Origin of the sequence: Pseudomonas chlororaphis subsp. piscium, from assembly GCF_003850345.1 — a bacterium.
Lineage (GTDB): Bacteria > Pseudomonadota > Gammaproteobacteria > Pseudomonadales > Pseudomonadaceae > Aquipseudomonas > Aquipseudomonas piscium.
In genome coordinates this window covers 3005745-3020533 of record NZ_CP027707.1, presented here as the reverse complement: position 1 = coordinate 3020533, position 14789 = coordinate 3005745, and the positions used below count along the sequence as shown (strand labels likewise).

Sequence of the window (14789 nt, the reverse complement as noted above, 5' to 3'; positions counted from 1 at the left end):
CATCCGTTGCGCAGCTTAACGAGTGCGGCAAGCCCGCTGCTTGCGGTGCTGCGACATATTCGGTCATTGGCAGGCAACTGGCGGGCCAGGCCTTGAACAACACTAGCAGCCGCTGGACAAAACAGCGGCCGCGGCGCGGCTTTACGGGACTGCCGTACCAGAAACGGACAGTTGCGGCGACGCCAGCGTGACCTGTTCTCTGACACACAAAGCAGCAGAAATTCCCCCGGGCTGGCAGAATTGCGCTTTATTCGCCCCGCTCCCCCGTCGGAGCCCGACCCAGGACTCGCCCCATGCAAATGACCACCGCCCACCTGATCGCCAACCCGTGCGACGACGAAGAAGACAACATGGCCATGCTCTGCTGCCACAGCAACCAGGGCGAGATGTTCCTGATGACCCGCTACCCGGACGAGGACGAACTGGAGATCACCCTGGATGGCGAACCCTCGACCCTGGACGGGGTGAAAGTCACCCTGAGCCCCACCCGCCTGCTGATCGAAATCGCCGCGACCGACGCCGACGCGCTCAATGGCAGCGACCACCTGGAGATTCGCCACAACACCGCGGCGGCGGACCTGGCGGAAGTCGAGGAAACCCTGCGGAACATCCTCAAGGGCACCGGCACCTATATCAGCGAGCTCTGATCCTACGAGCTTCGATCAACGAGCTGTGAGCAACTGACTGGTTTCTTGACAAGAAACCGGCGCCCCGGCATTGTCTGACAACCTGACTTACGAGCCACCTCCTCCATGCTTCAGCTCCAGCGCCCCGACACCCTGGTCGAACGAGTGGTCAACGCCATCCGCAAGGAAATCGACTCCGGCCGCCTGACCGCCGAATCGCGCCTGCCGACCGAGCAGCAATTGACCGAGCAACTGAATGTCAGCCGCTCGGTGGTGCGCGAGGCCGTGGCGCAGCTCAAGGCTGACGGCATCCTGATCAGCCGCCGCGGGCTGGGCTCGTTTATTTCGCAGAACCCCAACGGCAGCGTGTTCCGTTTTCCCAGCCAGAAAGGACGCAAGCCCGACCTGGTGCAGATGTTCGAAATGCGCCTGTGGATCGAGACCCAGGCCGCCTCCATCGCCGCCCAGCGCCGCGACGACGCCGACCTGCAACGCATGCGCACCGCCCTGCAGGAAATGCATGACCAGCGCAGCGATCTGGCCGCGGCCGCCCTGGCCGACGTGGAATTCCACCGGGCCATCGCCGACGCCAGCAAGAACCACTACTTCGTCGCCTTCCATGATTTTCTCCGCGGCCAACTGGCCGAAGCGCGGCGCACCGCCTGGGAAAACTCGGCGGCCCATTCGGTCGGCGGCTCCGCCGATGCCGGCCGCGAACACCAGGCGCTGTACGAAGCCATCGCCGCCGGCGACCGGCTGCAAGCCGCCGCCTGCGCCGAAGCGCACCTGCGGGCCGCGGCCAAACGCTTGAAAATCGACCTGCCGAGTATCGATTGAAGCCCTGAATCCACTGCCTGAACTCCACTGTCTGCGGACGCTGCCGTGCGGCGTCCTTTGTTTGGCTAGCTTTGTCTGACAACCTGATGATCAGACTCAAACAAGAATAACCAAGGTGACATCTGCATGATCTACGACTACTGCATCATCGGCGGCGGCATCGTTGGCCTCGCCACCGCCATGGCGCTGCTCGAACGCCAGCCTGGCGCCTCGCTGCTGATTCTGGAAAAGGAAAACGTCCTGGCCCGGCACCAGACCGGCCACAACAGCGGGGTGATCCACGCCGGCATCTACTATGCCCCGGGCAGCCTCAAGGCCGACCTGTGCAAGCGCGGCGCCCAGGCGACCAAGGATTTCTGCACCCAGCACCAGATCAAGTTCGAGGTCTGCGGCAAGCTGTTGGTGGCCTCCACGCCGCTGGAAGTCGAGCGCATGCACGCCTTGTATGAGCGCTCGCAGCAGAACGGCCTGAAGGTCGAACAGCTGGACGCGAAAGAGCTGCAACGGCGCGAACCGAATATCGTCGGCCTCGGCGGCCTGTTTCTCGATGCCACCGGCATCGTCGACTACAAGCAGGTGTGCGAAGCCATGGCCCGGGTCATCCAGAAGGCCGGCGGCGAAGTGCAGCTGCAAACCACAGTGCGCGCTATCGTCGAAACCGCCGACCAGGTCACCATCAGCAGCGACGACAAGGTCTGGAGCGCCCGCCAGCTGGTGGCCTGCGCCGGCCTGCAATCGGATCGCCTGGCGGCCCTGGCCGGGGTCAGGATCGACCACCAGATCATCCCGTTCCGTGGCGAGTACTTCCGCCTGCCGGCGGCGAAGAACAACATCGTCAATCACCTGATCTACCCGATTCCCGATCCGGAGCTGCCGTTTCTCGGCGTGCACCTGACCCGGATGATCGACGGCAGCGTCACCGTCGGCCCCAACGCCGTGCTCGGCCTGGGCCGGGAGAACTATCGCAAGTTCTCCGTCAACTGGCGCGACGTGGCCGAGTACGCAGCCTTCCCCGGCTTCTGGAAAACCCTCTGGAACAACCTCGGTTCCGGCACCACGGAAATGAAGAACTCGCTGTTCAAACGCGGCTACCTGGAGCAGTGCCGCAAATACTGCCCGTCCCTGGAAGTCGACGACCTGCTGCCTTATGAAGCAGGGATTCGCGCCCAGGCGGTGATGCGCGATGGCACCCTGGTGCACGACTTCCTGTTCGCCGAAACCCCGCGCATGGTCCATGTCTGCAACGCCCCCTCGCCGGCCGCGACCTCGGCCATCCCCATCGGCCAGATGATTGCCGAGAGAATCCGCAAAGCCCGTTGATCCCCGCTGCACGGGTGCCTGGCGCCCGCTTGAAAATAACTACAAACAACAAGGAATCCTCAGATGTCAGTACATGAGGCGGCCCCGGCCGCATGCGAAACGCCGCAACAAAAACAAAAGCGCCTGCGCAAGGTGGCGGCGGCGACCATCTTCGGTTCGATGCTGGAGTGGTATGACTTCTACCTGTACGCCACCATGGCGGCCATCGTCTTCTCGAAAATCTTCTTCGACCCCAGCAACCCGAAAGTCGCCTCGCTGCTGGCCTTCTCCACCTTTGCCATAGGTTTTATCGCCCGGCCCTTCGGCGGCATCCTGTTCGGCTACCTGGGCGACAGGTTCGGGCGCAAGCAGGTGCTGGTGATCACCTTCTGCATGATGGGCGTGTGCACCACCCTGATCGGCCTGATTCCCAGCTATGCCTCGATCGGCATCTGGGCACCGATCATCCTGGTGCTGGTGCGGATCATCCAGGGCCTGGGCGCCGGTGCCGAGCTGTCCGGGGCGGCGGTGACCTCCTACGAACACGCCAGCGAAGGCAAGCGCGGCAGCCAGGGTGCCTGGCCGGCGCTGGGCCTGAACCTGGGCCTGCTGCTGTCGTCGCTGACCGTCTACCTGCTGACCATGAACGGCAACGAGTTCCTGCTCTCCGGCGGCTGGCGCATTCCGTTCGTTTGCAGCATCGCCCTGGTCGGCGTCGGCCTGTGGGTGCGGCGCAGCATTCCGGAAACCCCGCAGTTCGAGAAGCTGGATAAAGAGCACGACAAAGACAACACCAAGACCCAGGTCTCGCCCCTCAAGCTGCTGTTCAAGAACGACCTCAAGGGCCTGGCCGTGGTGCTGTTCGTGGCCATCGGCTACAACGCCCTGAGCTACATCTTCAAGACCTTCTCCCTGGCCTACCTGACCCAGTACAAAGGCGTCGAAGCCCATGTCACTTCGCTGTCGGTGACCATTGCCAGCCTGGTGGCGATCGTCGCCGTGCCTTGCTTCGGCTGGCTCTGCGACAAGTGGAGCAGCAAGAAGGTGCTGATGCTCGGCGGGCTGTGCTCGGTGCTGTTCGCCTATCCCTTCCTGAGCCTGCTCAATACCGGCGAGCCGCTGATGATCTACCTGGCCATCGCCATCGGCACCGGGGTATTGGCGCCGATGATGTTCGCCCCCCAGGGCTCGTTCCTCAGCCGCCAGTTCCCGACCCAGACCCGCTCCTCTGGCTTCGGCACCGGCCGGGAAATCGGCACCGCCATCGCCGGCGGCCTGGCGCCCCTCGGCGGGCTGGCCCTGGTGGCCAACTCGGCCACTCACTCGACCGATGGCGTGGCGCTGATCCTGGCGGTCTCGGCGGTGATGGTGGTGGTCTTCGCCCTGTGCGACCAGGGCCGCAAGCACTCCAGCTTCAAGAACTGAGCACCCGCCACTGGCGCGCCGTGCTGGCGGCGCGTCAGGCACCCGCAACCATCCCCTTGCGCCGATCCTCACAACAGGTCCCAGCGTTGCGGACCATTACCGGTTATTGGCGCAATCGCACTCCACTTGGCCATCCGTTTGCATTCGACCTGACCACCGCTTGCAGCGGATTTCACCAGCACGCTTTGTAACCATGATCGGCAGAGAACGGCCAGGAGCTGCCGGGGGACGTAGCAATGACGAAAGAGCAACTATGCTAGGTCTGATGTCGGAATTGATCGAGCAGATCGGGCCTTGCGCCCATACGTCGTGGCAAAACAATGGAAATGGGATCGATCCGCTTGTGTTGAATTGGCCGTTGCTGCATCTCAAGGCAGGTCTGTCGGAGGAGGTCTGAAGTTGCGAATCGCTTTTCTGGTGAACCGGGACGTGGAGAGCAATCTCACGCTCAATTTCCTGTTGCCCGAGATTCACCAGAGCACAGTGGGAATATTCCTCTCGGAGAGAGTGGGATCGGGCAGGAAGGTGCCACGCATGCTCGGACAACTGGCCTTGATCGAGCAGGACCTCTTCAATGCCTTGCCCCCTGGGTTAAGCGGATCGAGCGACCAGCTCAGCAGCGGGCATCGACTCGGTTTTGCAGAACTGCAGCAACGCTTTGGGGTTCCTGTGCGGGTATTGCCCAGCTTGAGGGATCCTGCGGGCCTGCAAATGCTGCAGGATGCGGGAGCGGATCTGTTCATCTCAATCCGCTTTGGTCAAATCCTGAAGAGTGAAGCCTTGGCCATTGCGCCACGCGGCGTCCTCAATCTTCACTCTGGCCTCTTGCCTCAATATCGAGGTGTTCTCGCGACCTTCCGGGCGCTGCTGAACGGGGACCCGGAGATCGGTTGTACGCTCCATTGGATCGACAGTCCCGGCATCGATGTGGGTCGCATCATTGAGACTGCGCGTGTGGCAGTCGAAAAGGAGCGCTCCTTGCTGTGGCACATCCTTTCACTTTATCAACCAGGCGCGCGTCTCATCATGAACGCAATCAGGCGCCTGGAACGCGATGAGCCCATGACGGGGACGTCTCAAGATCCATCTGCCGGGGCCTACTACTCCTTTCCCGGCGAGGATGAGCTGATGCGGTTCACGACACTGGGGTGGCGGCTCTTCGATCGCGAGGACGTTTGGGATCTTTTCGAATCGTACGGATTTCCGTTGCGGATAAGCGCTCCTTGAGAGCTGAACGGCGGCAAGGCTTACTGAGGCCAATTACCCACTATTTACAGAAATTTGCCAGGTGCCGTTAGTCGCCAGGGGCCCGGATAGATTAAAGTAACGCCCCCAGCCCTGGCGTTATTCGAACGCCTTCGGTCATCCTCTGCAGGAACAGTCATCGATGGAACATCGTGAAGCGCTACTCGCGCTGCGAACCTTTCTTTCAACGCAGATTCTCGGCCAGGAAAAACTCATCGAGCGCTTGCTCATCGCCCTGCTCGCCGACGGCCACATGCTGGTCGAGGGCGCCCCGGGCCTGGCCAAGACCAAGGCCATCAAAGAGTTGGCGGAAGGCATCGAAGCGCAGTTCCATCGCATCCAGTTCACCCCCGACCTGTTGCCGGCCGACATCACCGGCACCGAAATCTATCGCCCGGAAACCGGCAGCTTCGTGTTCCAGCAAGGGCCGATCTTCCACAACCTGGTGCTGGCCGACGAAATCAACCGCGCCCCGGCCAAGGTCCAGTCGGCCTTGCTCGAAGCCATGGGCGAACGCCAGGTCAGCGTCGGTCGCAGCACCTATGAGCTGTCGCCGCTGTTCCTGGTGATGGCCACGCAGAACCCGATCGAGCAGGAAGGCACCTACCCGCTGCCCGAAGCCCAGCTCGACCGTTTCCTGATGCACGTCAAGATCGGTTTCCCTGATGCCACCGTCGAACGGCGCATCCTGCAGCAGGCCCGTGGCGAAGCGCTGAACGGCGAAACCAAGCCCGAGCGCCGCATCAGCCAGCAGGCGATCTTCGCCGCGCGCAAGGAAATCCTCGGCCTGTACATGGCCGACGCCGTGGAGGAATACCTGGTGCAGTTGGTGATGGCCACCCGCACCCCGGCCAAGTTCGACCCGGAGATGGCCGAATGGATCGCCTATGGCGCCAGCCCGCGGGGCTCCATTGCCCTCGACCGCTGCGCCCGGGCCCACGCCTGGCTGGCCGGGCGCGACTTCGTCAGCCCCGAGGACATCCAGGCGGTGCTGTTCGACGTGTTGCGCCACCGCATCATTCTGTCCTTCGAAGCAGAAGCCGCCGGTATCGACCAGGACCGGGTGGTCCAGCGGATTCTCGACGTCGTAGCCGTCGCTTGACCCCGATGAACGCCAGCACAGTCGATGCCCCGGGCATCCGCGTCAGCCTCGCCGAGCTGATCGAGATGCGCCATCGCGTGCGCGAAGTGCAGCTGTTTTCCACGCCGAGCCAGCGCAGCCCGCTGGTCGGCCTGCACCACTCCAAGCTGCGCGGCCGTGGCGTCGACTTCGACCAGGTGCGGGTCTATCAGGCCGGCGACGACGTGCGCACCATCGACTGGCGCGTCACCGCGCGCACCCAGGAACCCCACACCAAGCTGTTCCACGAAGAACGCGAACGGCCGATCTTCATCATGGTCGAGCAAAGCCGGCGGCTGTTCTTCGGCTCGGGGCTGATGTTCAAGTCGGTGCTCGCCGCCCAGGCCGCGAGCCTGATCGGCTGGGCCGCCCTGGGCCACAACGACCGGGTCGGCGGCCTGGTGTTCGGCGACGACGACCACTATGAGATCAAGCCACGGCGCAGCAAACAGAGCCTGCTGCAACTGCTCAACCGCCTGGTGCGGGTCAACCAGTCGCTGCACAGCGAAACCGAACCCGAACGCGACGCCCTCGGCACCGCCCTGCGCCGTGGCCGCGAAGTGCTGCGCCCGGGCAGCCTGGTGATCGTGATCTGCGACGAGCGCGCCCTGAGCGACGCCGCCGAACAGCAACTGAGCCTGCTGTCGCGGCATTGCGACCTGCTGCTGATGCCGCTGTCCGACCCGCTGGACCACGCCCTGCCCGCCGCCGGCCTGCTGCGCTTCGCCGAACGCGGCGCGCAACTGGAGCTGGACACCCTCAACTACGAACTGCGCCAGGCCTATCGGGCCCAGAGCGAAGCGCGCATCGCCCGCTGGGAACTGCTGGCGCAGAAGCTGCGGGTGCTGCTGATGCCCCTGAGCACCCAGAGCGAAATGGTCGAGCAACTGCGCGAGTACCTGAACCCGCAGCGCCCGGGGAAAACCCGATGAGCAGCCTCGACCAACTGCAACCCTTGATCGCCCCGCCCGCCATTGGCCTGTGGCCGCCGGCGCCAGGCTGGTGGCTGCTACTGGTGTTGCTGCCGCTGCTTGGTTTCGGCCTGTGGCAACTCAAGCGCTTCTGGCCGCGCCAACGCGCCCTGCCCCGCGCCGAACAACCGCTGGACCCGGTACGCCTGGCCGCCCTCGCCGAACTGGCGCTGCTGCCCAAACCCTACGACGGCGCGCCCGCCGGCGCCTGGCTGCAACAGCTCAACGGCCTGCTCAAGCGCCTGTGCCGCAACCATTACCCCTACAGCCAGAGCCACACCCTCAACGGCCGCAAGTGGCTGGCGTTCCTCGACAACCGCTGCCCGGCGGCCGGCCTTACGCGCTGGATGGTCCTGGTGGAAGGCGCCTACAAGCCCGAGTGCAAGCTCGACGACAAGGCCATCGCCGGCCTGACCCAGGCGGTGGAAATCTGGATTCGCAAACATGTTTGAGTTCGCCTGGCCGTGGATCTTCGCCCTGCTGCCGCTGCCCTGGCTGCTGCGGGTGCTGCTGCCGGTGGCCGACAGCGGCGAACCGGCACTCAAGGTCAGCTTCCTCAGCGACCTGGAAGGCCTGGCCAAGCGCCGCGCCCGGGCCAACCTGCCGACCTGGCGCCAGCAGGCCCCCTTCATTCTGTTGTGGCTGTTGCTGCTGGTGGCTGCCGCCCGCCCGCAATGGCTGGGCGAACCGCTGCCCGTGGCCGCCAGCGGCCGCGACCTGCTGGTGGCGGTGGATGTGTCCGGCTCCATGGACTTCCCCGACATGCAGTGGCAGGACGAAGACGTCAGCCGCCTGAACCTGGTCCAGCACCTGCTCGGTGACTTCCTGGAACGCCGCGAAGGCGACCGGGTCGGGCTGATCCTGTTCGGCAGCAAGGCCTACCTGCAAGCGCCGCTGACCTTCGACCGGCACACCGTGCGCGTGTGGCTGGACGAAGCGAAGATCGGCATCGCCGGCAAGAACACTGCCATCGGCGACGCCATCGGCCTGGCGCTCAAGCGCCTGCGCCAGCGTCCGGCGCAGAGCCGGGTGCTGATCCTGGTCACCGATGGCGCCAACAACGGCGGCGAAATCGACCCGCTGACCGCCGCCCGCCTGGCCGCCGAAGAAGGCGTGAAAATCTACCCGATCGGCATCGGCGCCGACCCGGAGCAAAGCGGCACCCTGGGTTTCCTCGGCCTCAACCCGAGCCTGGACCTGGACGAGCCAGCCCTCAAGGCCATCGCCGAAGCCACTGGCGGGCGCTACTTCCGCGCCCGCGACGGCCAGGAACTGCAAGCGATCAAGGACACCCTCGATCAACTGGAACCGGTGACCCAGCAACCGACCCAGGCCCGTTCGACGCAGGCGCTGTACAGCTGGCCGCTGGCCGCGGCGCTGCTGCTGAGCATGCTGCTGGTGGTGCGCGAGCGCTGGCCGGACCATCCGCTGCACCGTTTCTTCACCCGCGAGCGCTTTCTGCAGCCCTTGCCCCACTGGCGCGAACGGCTGAAACGCCTGCGCCTGCGGAGACGTCGATGAGCGCGCCGTTCTGGGCCGAACTCTGGCCCCACTGGTTCCGCCCCTGGTGGCTGCTGCTGTTGCCGCTGCTCGGCTGGCTGCTGTGGCAGTTGTGGCACCGACAGAAACGCGCCGGTCGCTGGCAGATGATCCTGCCGCCGGCCTTTCACGCCGCCCTGCTCAGCGGCGGCAACGGCCGCGAAAGCAAGCTGCCGTGGGTCGCCCTCGGTCTGGCCTGGATTCTCGCCGTGCTGGCCCTGCTCGGCCCCGGCTGGCAGCGGGTGGAACAGACCAGCCAGAAACCGGCCGACCCGCTGGTGGTGCTGTTGGAGCTGACCCCGGAAATGCTCGCCGGCGACGTCCCGCCCAATCGCCTGGAACAGGCCCGACGCAAGCTGCTGGACCTGTTGCAGGTGCGCAGCGATGCGCAGACGGCGATCGTGGTCTATGCCGGCAGCGCCCACACCCTGGTGCCGCTGTCGGATGACCTGGCCACCAGCCGCAACCTGCTGGAAGCCCTCAAGCCATCGATCATGCCCCAGCCCGGCCACCGCGCCGACCTGGCGCTGCACAAGGCCTTGAAGCTGCTGGACCAGGGCGCGCTGGGCCAAGGCCGGATCCTGCTGATCGGCTCGTCCCTCAGCGAACAGGAACGCCAGGGCATCCGCCAGGCCCTCGGCGGCCAGGCGCCACAACTGTTGATGCTGGGGGTCGGCAGCCGCCAGGGCTCGCCAGTGACCCAGGAAGACGGCAGCTTTCTCAAGGACGAACAGGGGGCGATTCTGATGTCGCGCCTCGACAGCCCGAGCCTGAAGCGCTTTATCGGCGAAGTCGGCGGCCGCTATCGCCCGGCGCGCCTGGACGACAACGACCTGCGCGGCCTGGGCCTGCTCAGCGGTCCGCAGAACCTGCGCAGCGACGGCCAGACCCTGCGCCTGGACACCTGGGCCGACCAGGGTTACTGGCTGCTCCTGCCGCTGTTGCTGCTGGCCGCCTGCGCCGGGCGCCGCGGCTGGCTGTTCTGCCTGCCGCTGTTGCTGTTCGCCGTGCCGCAGCCCAGCTACGCCTTCGAGTTCAACGACCTGTGGCTGCGCCCCGACCAGCAAGGCCAGCGCCTGCTGGAACAGAAGCGGCCCGGCGAGGCAGCGCAGCATTTCGAGGACCCGCAGTGGCAAGGGGTGGCGCTGTACGAGGCCGGCAACTACGCCGCTGCCGCTCAGCGCTTCGCCGAAGGCAACGACGCCCGCGCCCACTACAATCGTGGCAACGCCCTGGCCAAGAGCGGCGAATTGGAAGCCGCGCTGGATGCCTACGAGCAGGCCCTGGAGCTGCAACCGGAGCTTTCGGCCGCGCAAAAGAACAAGGCCCTGGTCGAACGCCTGTTGCAGGAGACCGAGCCCGCGCCAGCGGAAGAACCGGCCAAGGGCGAAAGCGAGGACAACGACGAAACCCGCCAGCCGCCACAAGCCGGCGCGGCGACCCAGGCACCGGTCACCCCGGGCCAGCAGCCCCCGGAGAACAGCCACCCCAGCACCGCCGACGAGTCGACGGACGACGAGGTCGCCACCCCGGGCAACGATGCGATTCCCGGCAGCGAACTGGGCGACGAACAGACCACCACGCCGCCGCTGCGCGATGCCCAGGACAATTTCGACGGCGAACACCGTCAGGCATTGGAACAATGGTTGCGGCAGATTCCGGACGATCCGGGCGAACTGCTGCGCCGCAAGTTCTGGTACGAACAGCAACAACATCAGGATCAGGGAAAAATTCGATGACCCGCTTCACCGCCCTCTTACTCACGCTTGTGCTGATGCTCGGCGCTTTTCAGGCCCGGGCCGAGGGGCTGGTCGCCAGTGTCGACCGCAGCCGCGTGAACTCCGGGGAAACCGTCGAGCTGACCCTGGAATCCAACAATGTCACGCTGTTCGGCAAACCCGACCTGACGCCGCTGCAAGCGCAGTTCGAGGTCCAGGGCACGCGCCAGGTCAACCAGTTGACCAGCCTCAACGGCGACAACCGCGCCATCACCCGCTGGATCATCACCCTGCTGCCCAAGACCACCGGCACCGTGGTAATCCCACCCCTGCAACTGGGCGACGTGCAGAGCCAGCCGATCACCCTGCAAGTGCTGCAAAGCGCAAGCCGCAGCGACAGCGCGCCGCTGGAACCGGTGTTCATCGACGCCAGCCTCGACCAGGACAGCGTCTATGTGCAGGCCCAGGCGGTGCTGACCCTGCACATCTATCACTCGGTGTCGCTGTACGACGACAGCAGCCTGACGCCGTTGCAGATCGACGACGCCCGGGTCGAACAGCTCGGCGAGTCACGTACCTATGAAAAAGTCATCAATGGCGTGCGCCACGGCGTGATCGAGATCCGCTACGCGATCTTCCCCCAGCACAGCGGTGTGCTGAACATTCCTGAACTGACCTTCAGCGCCACCCTGGCCGATGCCGCGAACACCCAGGACCCGGCGCCCCAGGGCCTGAAGCCGGGCAAGCTGATGCACGTGAGTTCGGCGCAGATGCCATTGACGGTCAAGGCCAAGCCAGTCGAATACCCGGCCGACGCGCCCTGGCTGCCGGCCCGCAGCCTGAGCCTGGGGGAAAGCTGGAACCCCGAGCCGGACCACAGCCAGGTCGGCGACTCGCTGACCCGCAGCCTGACCCTCAAGGCCGAAGGCCTGTCCAGCTCGCAACTGCCGCCCTTGCCGGTGACCGAAGCCAATGGCCTGCGCAGCTACCCGGACCAGCCGCAACTGAGCAATCAGGTCAGCGACCGCGGGCTGATCGGCAGCCGCGAAGACAGCCAGGCCCTGGTGCCGAACCGCAGCGGCAGCATCGAGCTGCCGGCGGTGGAAGTGGTCTGGTGGAACACCCATGAGGACCACCTGGAACGCAGCAGCCTGCCGGCGCGTACCCTGCAAGTGGCGAACAACCCGAGCCTGGTGGTTGACACCCCGGCAGGTGCGGCAACAACTGGCGCCGGTGGCGACAGCGGCACCCTGTGGGCCTGGAAACTCAGCACCCTGCTCCTCGCCTGCACCACCCTGCTGGGCTTCGGCCTGTGGTGGCGCGCGCGCTGGCAACCGGCGATCCTGCGCGCCGCACAGACCGGCCCCAGCCCACGCACCCTGCTCGACGACCTCAAGCGCGCCAGCCTGGCCAACGACCCACAAGCCACCCGCCAGGCCCTGGACGCCTGGGCCCGCCAGCAACCGGAAACCCTGGCCGACATGGCCGCCCGCTTCGTGCCCCTGTCCGATGCCCTGGACGGCCTCAACGGCGCGCTCTACAGCGAAACCGGCCACTACTGGCAAGGCGAAGAACTGTGGCGCGCAATTCGCACCATCCCGATCGCCGAGCATGTGCAGACCCCGCTGGCCGATACCAGCAGCTTGCCGCCGCTGTACCCGAAATAACCCAGGAAACCGCGCAGCCTTCCGCTCCGTTTTCTGCACCCTATTTCAGAATTTTCCCCTTCCTCAGCACGGGCCGAGAGTGAGCTAATCCCCGCTCTCCCCCGTCGAGGCAGGCCACGAATTTTGATCATCACCTCCAGCGCCCGATTTCTACTTGTCACTCATTTGAGTGGCAGCCCCCTCCAGCCAGACACCCACCTGCGTGAGCGGCTGAACTCGATTCTCGATCATGAGCTGAAGGCTGATTGCCAGTTGTTGTTCTGCAATGTCGAGCAGACTGAGTTGGGGTGGCTTATTCAGTCGGGTCAGACCTATCGAGAGCTCGATGCCAGGCTGTCCCGGCTGGCCCTGCCCGACTCCCCAGCGCTGTGCACTACTGGGTGGCGCATGGAGCGTTTTGAACTGTTCGAACAGTATGATCAACGCGGATTGGGTCCCGCCTGGCTGTGGTGCGGGAGCCTGGTTGAAAAGATGTACCTGAGATGGCTGGCGCGGATTTACCCGGTATCGGGTAAGCCTGACGATGGGAAATTGACACTTCGCTGACGTATCTGCTTTCGGCCAAAATCGGTCATTTACAGTCCAGAAAAAAGTGAGACTCGGGCGGGTATGGGATATCTTACTGACCTCGAAATCGACGTGTATTCATGGAGGAAAAATTGCGGATTTACATTACAGGTGCCTCGTGTGCGGGGGTGACCACCTTGGGTCAAAACCTCGTAACTCTGCTCGGTGTACGACATGTCGATGTCGATGATTTTTACTGGATGCCCACGAACCCTCCGTTTACAACCAAGCGACCTGTCAGTGAACGCGTGTCATTGATCCAGCAAACACTCGGTGACGAAGATTGGGTGCTGACCGGTTCGTGTATTGGTTGGGGAGATGCGCTGATTACCCATGCCGATCTGATTGTGTTCGTTGTGACACCAACGCCCGTTCGCCTTGAACGGCTAGCCGCCCGTGAAAAAGAGCGTTTTGGAAATCGAATAGCACTCGGTGGTGACATGCATGAGATACATGTGGCCTTCCGGGAATGGGCCTCGCAGTATGACAATCCGAACTTTTCAGGACGCAACCGAGCGTGGCACGAGTCGTGGATATCAGAGCAAACGGCTCCGGCCCTACGGATTGACGGGATGAACAGTACTGAAAATATGGCTGCGGATGTCATTCATGCGTTGTCGCAAATATCGCAATAGCTCGAAACCGGGACGGCCGAGGCACGACGCTCAACTGGCTTTAGTGATGTCCGCTTTGGGTCGATTACAACCCTTCGCAATCGGCCACCCAGAGGCGGACGCTTAACTGAGGGCGTCTTGCACAGCCATCATGAGCTTTATAGGATCTTGCCAGCGATCATCATCAATCGAGGCTCACATGGATAGCAGATCGCTGGAAATCGAGAGCGCCGTCTTTGACGAGTTTCTAGACCTGTGGAGTCGAGGGCTCTTCAAAGAACAACGCCTAGGCCAAGCTTTCTACAACCATTTCCGCCTGCATCACCTTAGCGATCAAACAGCCTTATATAACCTCTATGAGGCTGACGGTGAGAAAGCCCTGGTCGCGATATCCCGTCTTTTTCGAATCAGTTGACTGTAAGGCGCTATGAAGTGACAGCGTCGAAGCCATTCGTGGTGTACTGATTTCAACCCTTAGCGGTGATGACCTAACACTCAAGGAGAATTGCCCATCATGGATCAAGCCATCACGTACCGAACGGCGACCGTAGAGGATGCACTGACCATTTGTGAGTTGGGACAATTACTCAACGCGATTCATCACGCTGCCCGTCCCGATATTTACACCGCTGCCACCCAGGACTTTTCGCGCGACCTCCCGCACTGGATGAGTTTTTTCGAGAAACCGACCCAGGTTGTTTTCATTGCGAATATCGGCCACCAGGCCGCTGGTTTCATTTCCGCCAGCCTGTCGACAAGCTCCGGTCCGCTGATGCAACCGTTGGATTTCGTTCGTATCGGATCGGTGTGCGTAGACGAGCAATTCTGGGGGAAAGGTATTGGTCGAGCCCTTGTAAAACTCGTTCAAGACTGGGCAATCGAGCACAACGCCAAAGATATAAGGCTGGCGGTGTGGACGTTCAATGCGCGTGCAACCCGTATGTACACGGAGTTGGGGTTCGAGCCCCGGGCACTGGAGATGGGAATGTCCGTGTAGAGGGCATTCTCTCTTGGTAAAAAAGAATGTTGGGCGAGTGCTAGCAGCCTTTTATGCAGGTTCCAGCCAGACACCGGCAACCTGCCGCTAAACGCAACCGCCATCCAACCAAACCCCACACCCGATTTACCATTAAACTCTCCCCCCTCACGCCGCTCTCCTCT

The 14789-nt window shown here is 63.5% G+C and carries 15 protein-coding genes; all 15 read left to right on the top strand.

The features are described from left to right. Nucleotides 1-293: 293 nt before the first annotated feature. The 15 genes from C4K38_RS14115 (at nucleotide 294) to C4K38_RS14045 (ending at nucleotide 14625) form a co-directional block, all read left to right on the top strand. Nucleotides 294-647 (top strand): hypothetical protein, encoded by a 354-nt coding sequence (locus tag C4K38_RS14115; protein ID WP_053278900.1) that lies wholly within the window; start codon nucleotides 294-296, stop codon nucleotides 645-647. A 105-nt stretch (nucleotides 648-752) separates the two neighbouring features. Then, nucleotides 753-1463 (top strand): FadR/GntR family transcriptional regulator, encoded by a 711-nt coding sequence (locus tag C4K38_RS14110; protein WP_053278899.1) that lies wholly within the window; start codon nucleotides 753-755, stop codon nucleotides 1461-1463. A 126-nt stretch (nucleotides 1464-1589) separates the two neighbouring features. Beyond that, on the top strand, nucleotides 1590-2783 hold the full coding sequence (gene lhgO / locus C4K38_RS14105) for an L-2-hydroxyglutarate dehydrogenase (protein ID WP_053278898.1): 1194 nt from the start codon (nucleotides 1590-1592) through the stop codon (nucleotides 2781-2783). A 63-nt stretch (nucleotides 2784-2846) separates the two neighbouring features. Further along, nucleotides 2847-4187, top strand: a complete 1341-nt coding sequence (locus C4K38_RS14100) for an MFS transporter (RefSeq protein ID WP_053278897.1) — start codon at nucleotides 2847-2849, stop codon at nucleotides 4185-4187. 534 nt (nucleotides 4188-4721) lie between these two features. Beyond that, entirely contained in the window at nucleotides 4722-5414 is a 693-nt protein-coding gene (locus tag C4K38_RS14095; protein ID WP_231998545.1) for a formyl transferase, read from the top strand. A gap of 160 nt (nucleotides 5415-5574) precedes the next feature. Then, entirely contained in the window at nucleotides 5575-6534 is a 960-nt protein-coding gene (locus C4K38_RS14090) for an AAA family ATPase (RefSeq protein WP_009048745.1), read from the top strand. Nucleotides 6535-6539: 5 nt separating this feature from the next. Next, complete coding sequence (locus tag C4K38_RS14085; RefSeq protein ID WP_025809166.1) at nucleotides 6540-7484, top strand: DUF58 domain-containing protein; 945 nt, start codon at nucleotides 6540-6542, stop codon at nucleotides 7482-7484. Then, a complete protein-coding gene (locus tag C4K38_RS14080; protein WP_053278895.1) occupies nucleotides 7481-7975 on the top strand; it encodes a DUF4381 domain-containing protein in 495 nt (164 codons plus the stop codon). Before C4K38_RS14085 ends, C4K38_RS14080 begins: the two co-directional genes overlap by 4 nt. Beyond that, on the top strand, nucleotides 7968-9044 hold the full coding sequence (locus tag C4K38_RS14075; RefSeq protein WP_053278894.1) for a vWA domain-containing protein: 1077 nt from the start codon (nucleotides 7968-7970) through the stop codon (nucleotides 9042-9044). The genes C4K38_RS14080 and C4K38_RS14075 overlap by 8 nt, the downstream gene beginning before the upstream one ends. After that, nucleotides 9041-10801: a vWA domain-containing protein gene (locus C4K38_RS14070; RefSeq protein WP_053278893.1), complete on the top strand. Its 1761-nt coding sequence runs from the start codon at nucleotides 9041-9043 to the stop codon at nucleotides 10799-10801. Before C4K38_RS14075 ends, C4K38_RS14070 begins: the two co-directional genes overlap by 4 nt. Further along, nucleotides 10798-12447 (top strand): BatD family protein, encoded by a 1650-nt coding sequence (locus C4K38_RS14065; RefSeq protein WP_053278892.1) that lies wholly within the window; start codon nucleotides 10798-10800, stop codon nucleotides 12445-12447. The genes C4K38_RS14070 and C4K38_RS14065 overlap by 4 nt, the downstream gene beginning before the upstream one ends. Nucleotides 12448-12570: 123 nt before the next feature. Continuing rightward, entirely contained in the window at nucleotides 12571-12993 is a 423-nt protein-coding gene (locus C4K38_RS14060) for a hypothetical protein (RefSeq protein WP_053278891.1), read from the top strand. Between the two features lie 113 nt (nucleotides 12994-13106). Beyond that, on the top strand, nucleotides 13107-13649 hold the full coding sequence (locus C4K38_RS14055) for an ATP-binding protein (RefSeq protein WP_081001495.1): 543 nt from the start codon (nucleotides 13107-13109) through the stop codon (nucleotides 13647-13649). A 178-nt stretch (nucleotides 13650-13827) separates the two neighbouring features. Continuing rightward, a complete protein-coding gene (locus C4K38_RS14050; protein ID WP_053278890.1) occupies nucleotides 13828-14043 on the top strand; it encodes a hypothetical protein in 216 nt (71 codons plus the stop codon). A 99-nt stretch (nucleotides 14044-14142) separates the two neighbouring features. After that, complete coding sequence (locus tag C4K38_RS14045; protein WP_053278889.1) at nucleotides 14143-14625, top strand: GNAT family N-acetyltransferase; 483 nt, start codon at nucleotides 14143-14145, stop codon at nucleotides 14623-14625. The last annotated feature ends 164 nt before the right edge of the window (nucleotides 14626-14789 follow it).

Coding starts and splice junctions, on each gene's coding strand:
- C4K38_RS14115 (WP_053278900.1), top strand. CDS start 294: ATGCAAATGACCACCGCCCACCTGATCGCCAACCCGTGCGACGACGAA.
- C4K38_RS14110 (WP_053278899.1), top strand. CDS start 753: ATGCTTCAGCTCCAGCGCCCCGACACCCTGGTCGAACGAGTGGTCAAC.
- lhgO (WP_053278898.1), top strand. CDS start 1,590: ATGATCTACGACTACTGCATCATCGGCGGCGGCATCGTTGGCCTCGCC.
- C4K38_RS14100 (WP_053278897.1), top strand. CDS start 2,847: ATGTCAGTACATGAGGCGGCCCCGGCCGCATGCGAAACGCCGCAACAA.
- C4K38_RS14095 (WP_231998545.1), top strand. CDS start 4,722: ATGCTCGGACAACTGGCCTTGATCGAGCAGGACCTCTTCAATGCCTTG.
- C4K38_RS14090 (WP_009048745.1), top strand. CDS start 5,575: ATGGAACATCGTGAAGCGCTACTCGCGCTGCGAACCTTTCTTTCAACG.
- C4K38_RS14085 (WP_025809166.1), top strand. CDS start 6,540: ATGAACGCCAGCACAGTCGATGCCCCGGGCATCCGCGTCAGCCTCGCC.
- C4K38_RS14080 (WP_053278895.1), top strand. CDS start 7,481: ATGAGCAGCCTCGACCAACTGCAACCCTTGATCGCCCCGCCCGCCATT.
- C4K38_RS14075 (WP_053278894.1), top strand. CDS start 7,968: ATGTTTGAGTTCGCCTGGCCGTGGATCTTCGCCCTGCTGCCGCTGCCC.
- C4K38_RS14070 (WP_053278893.1), top strand. CDS start 9,041: ATGAGCGCGCCGTTCTGGGCCGAACTCTGGCCCCACTGGTTCCGCCCC.
- C4K38_RS14065 (WP_053278892.1), top strand. CDS start 10,798: ATGACCCGCTTCACCGCCCTCTTACTCACGCTTGTGCTGATGCTCGGC.
- C4K38_RS14050 (WP_053278890.1), top strand. CDS start 13,828: ATGGATAGCAGATCGCTGGAAATCGAGAGCGCCGTCTTTGACGAGTTT.
- C4K38_RS14045 (WP_053278889.1), top strand. CDS start 14,143: ATGGATCAAGCCATCACGTACCGAACGGCGACCGTAGAGGATGCACTG.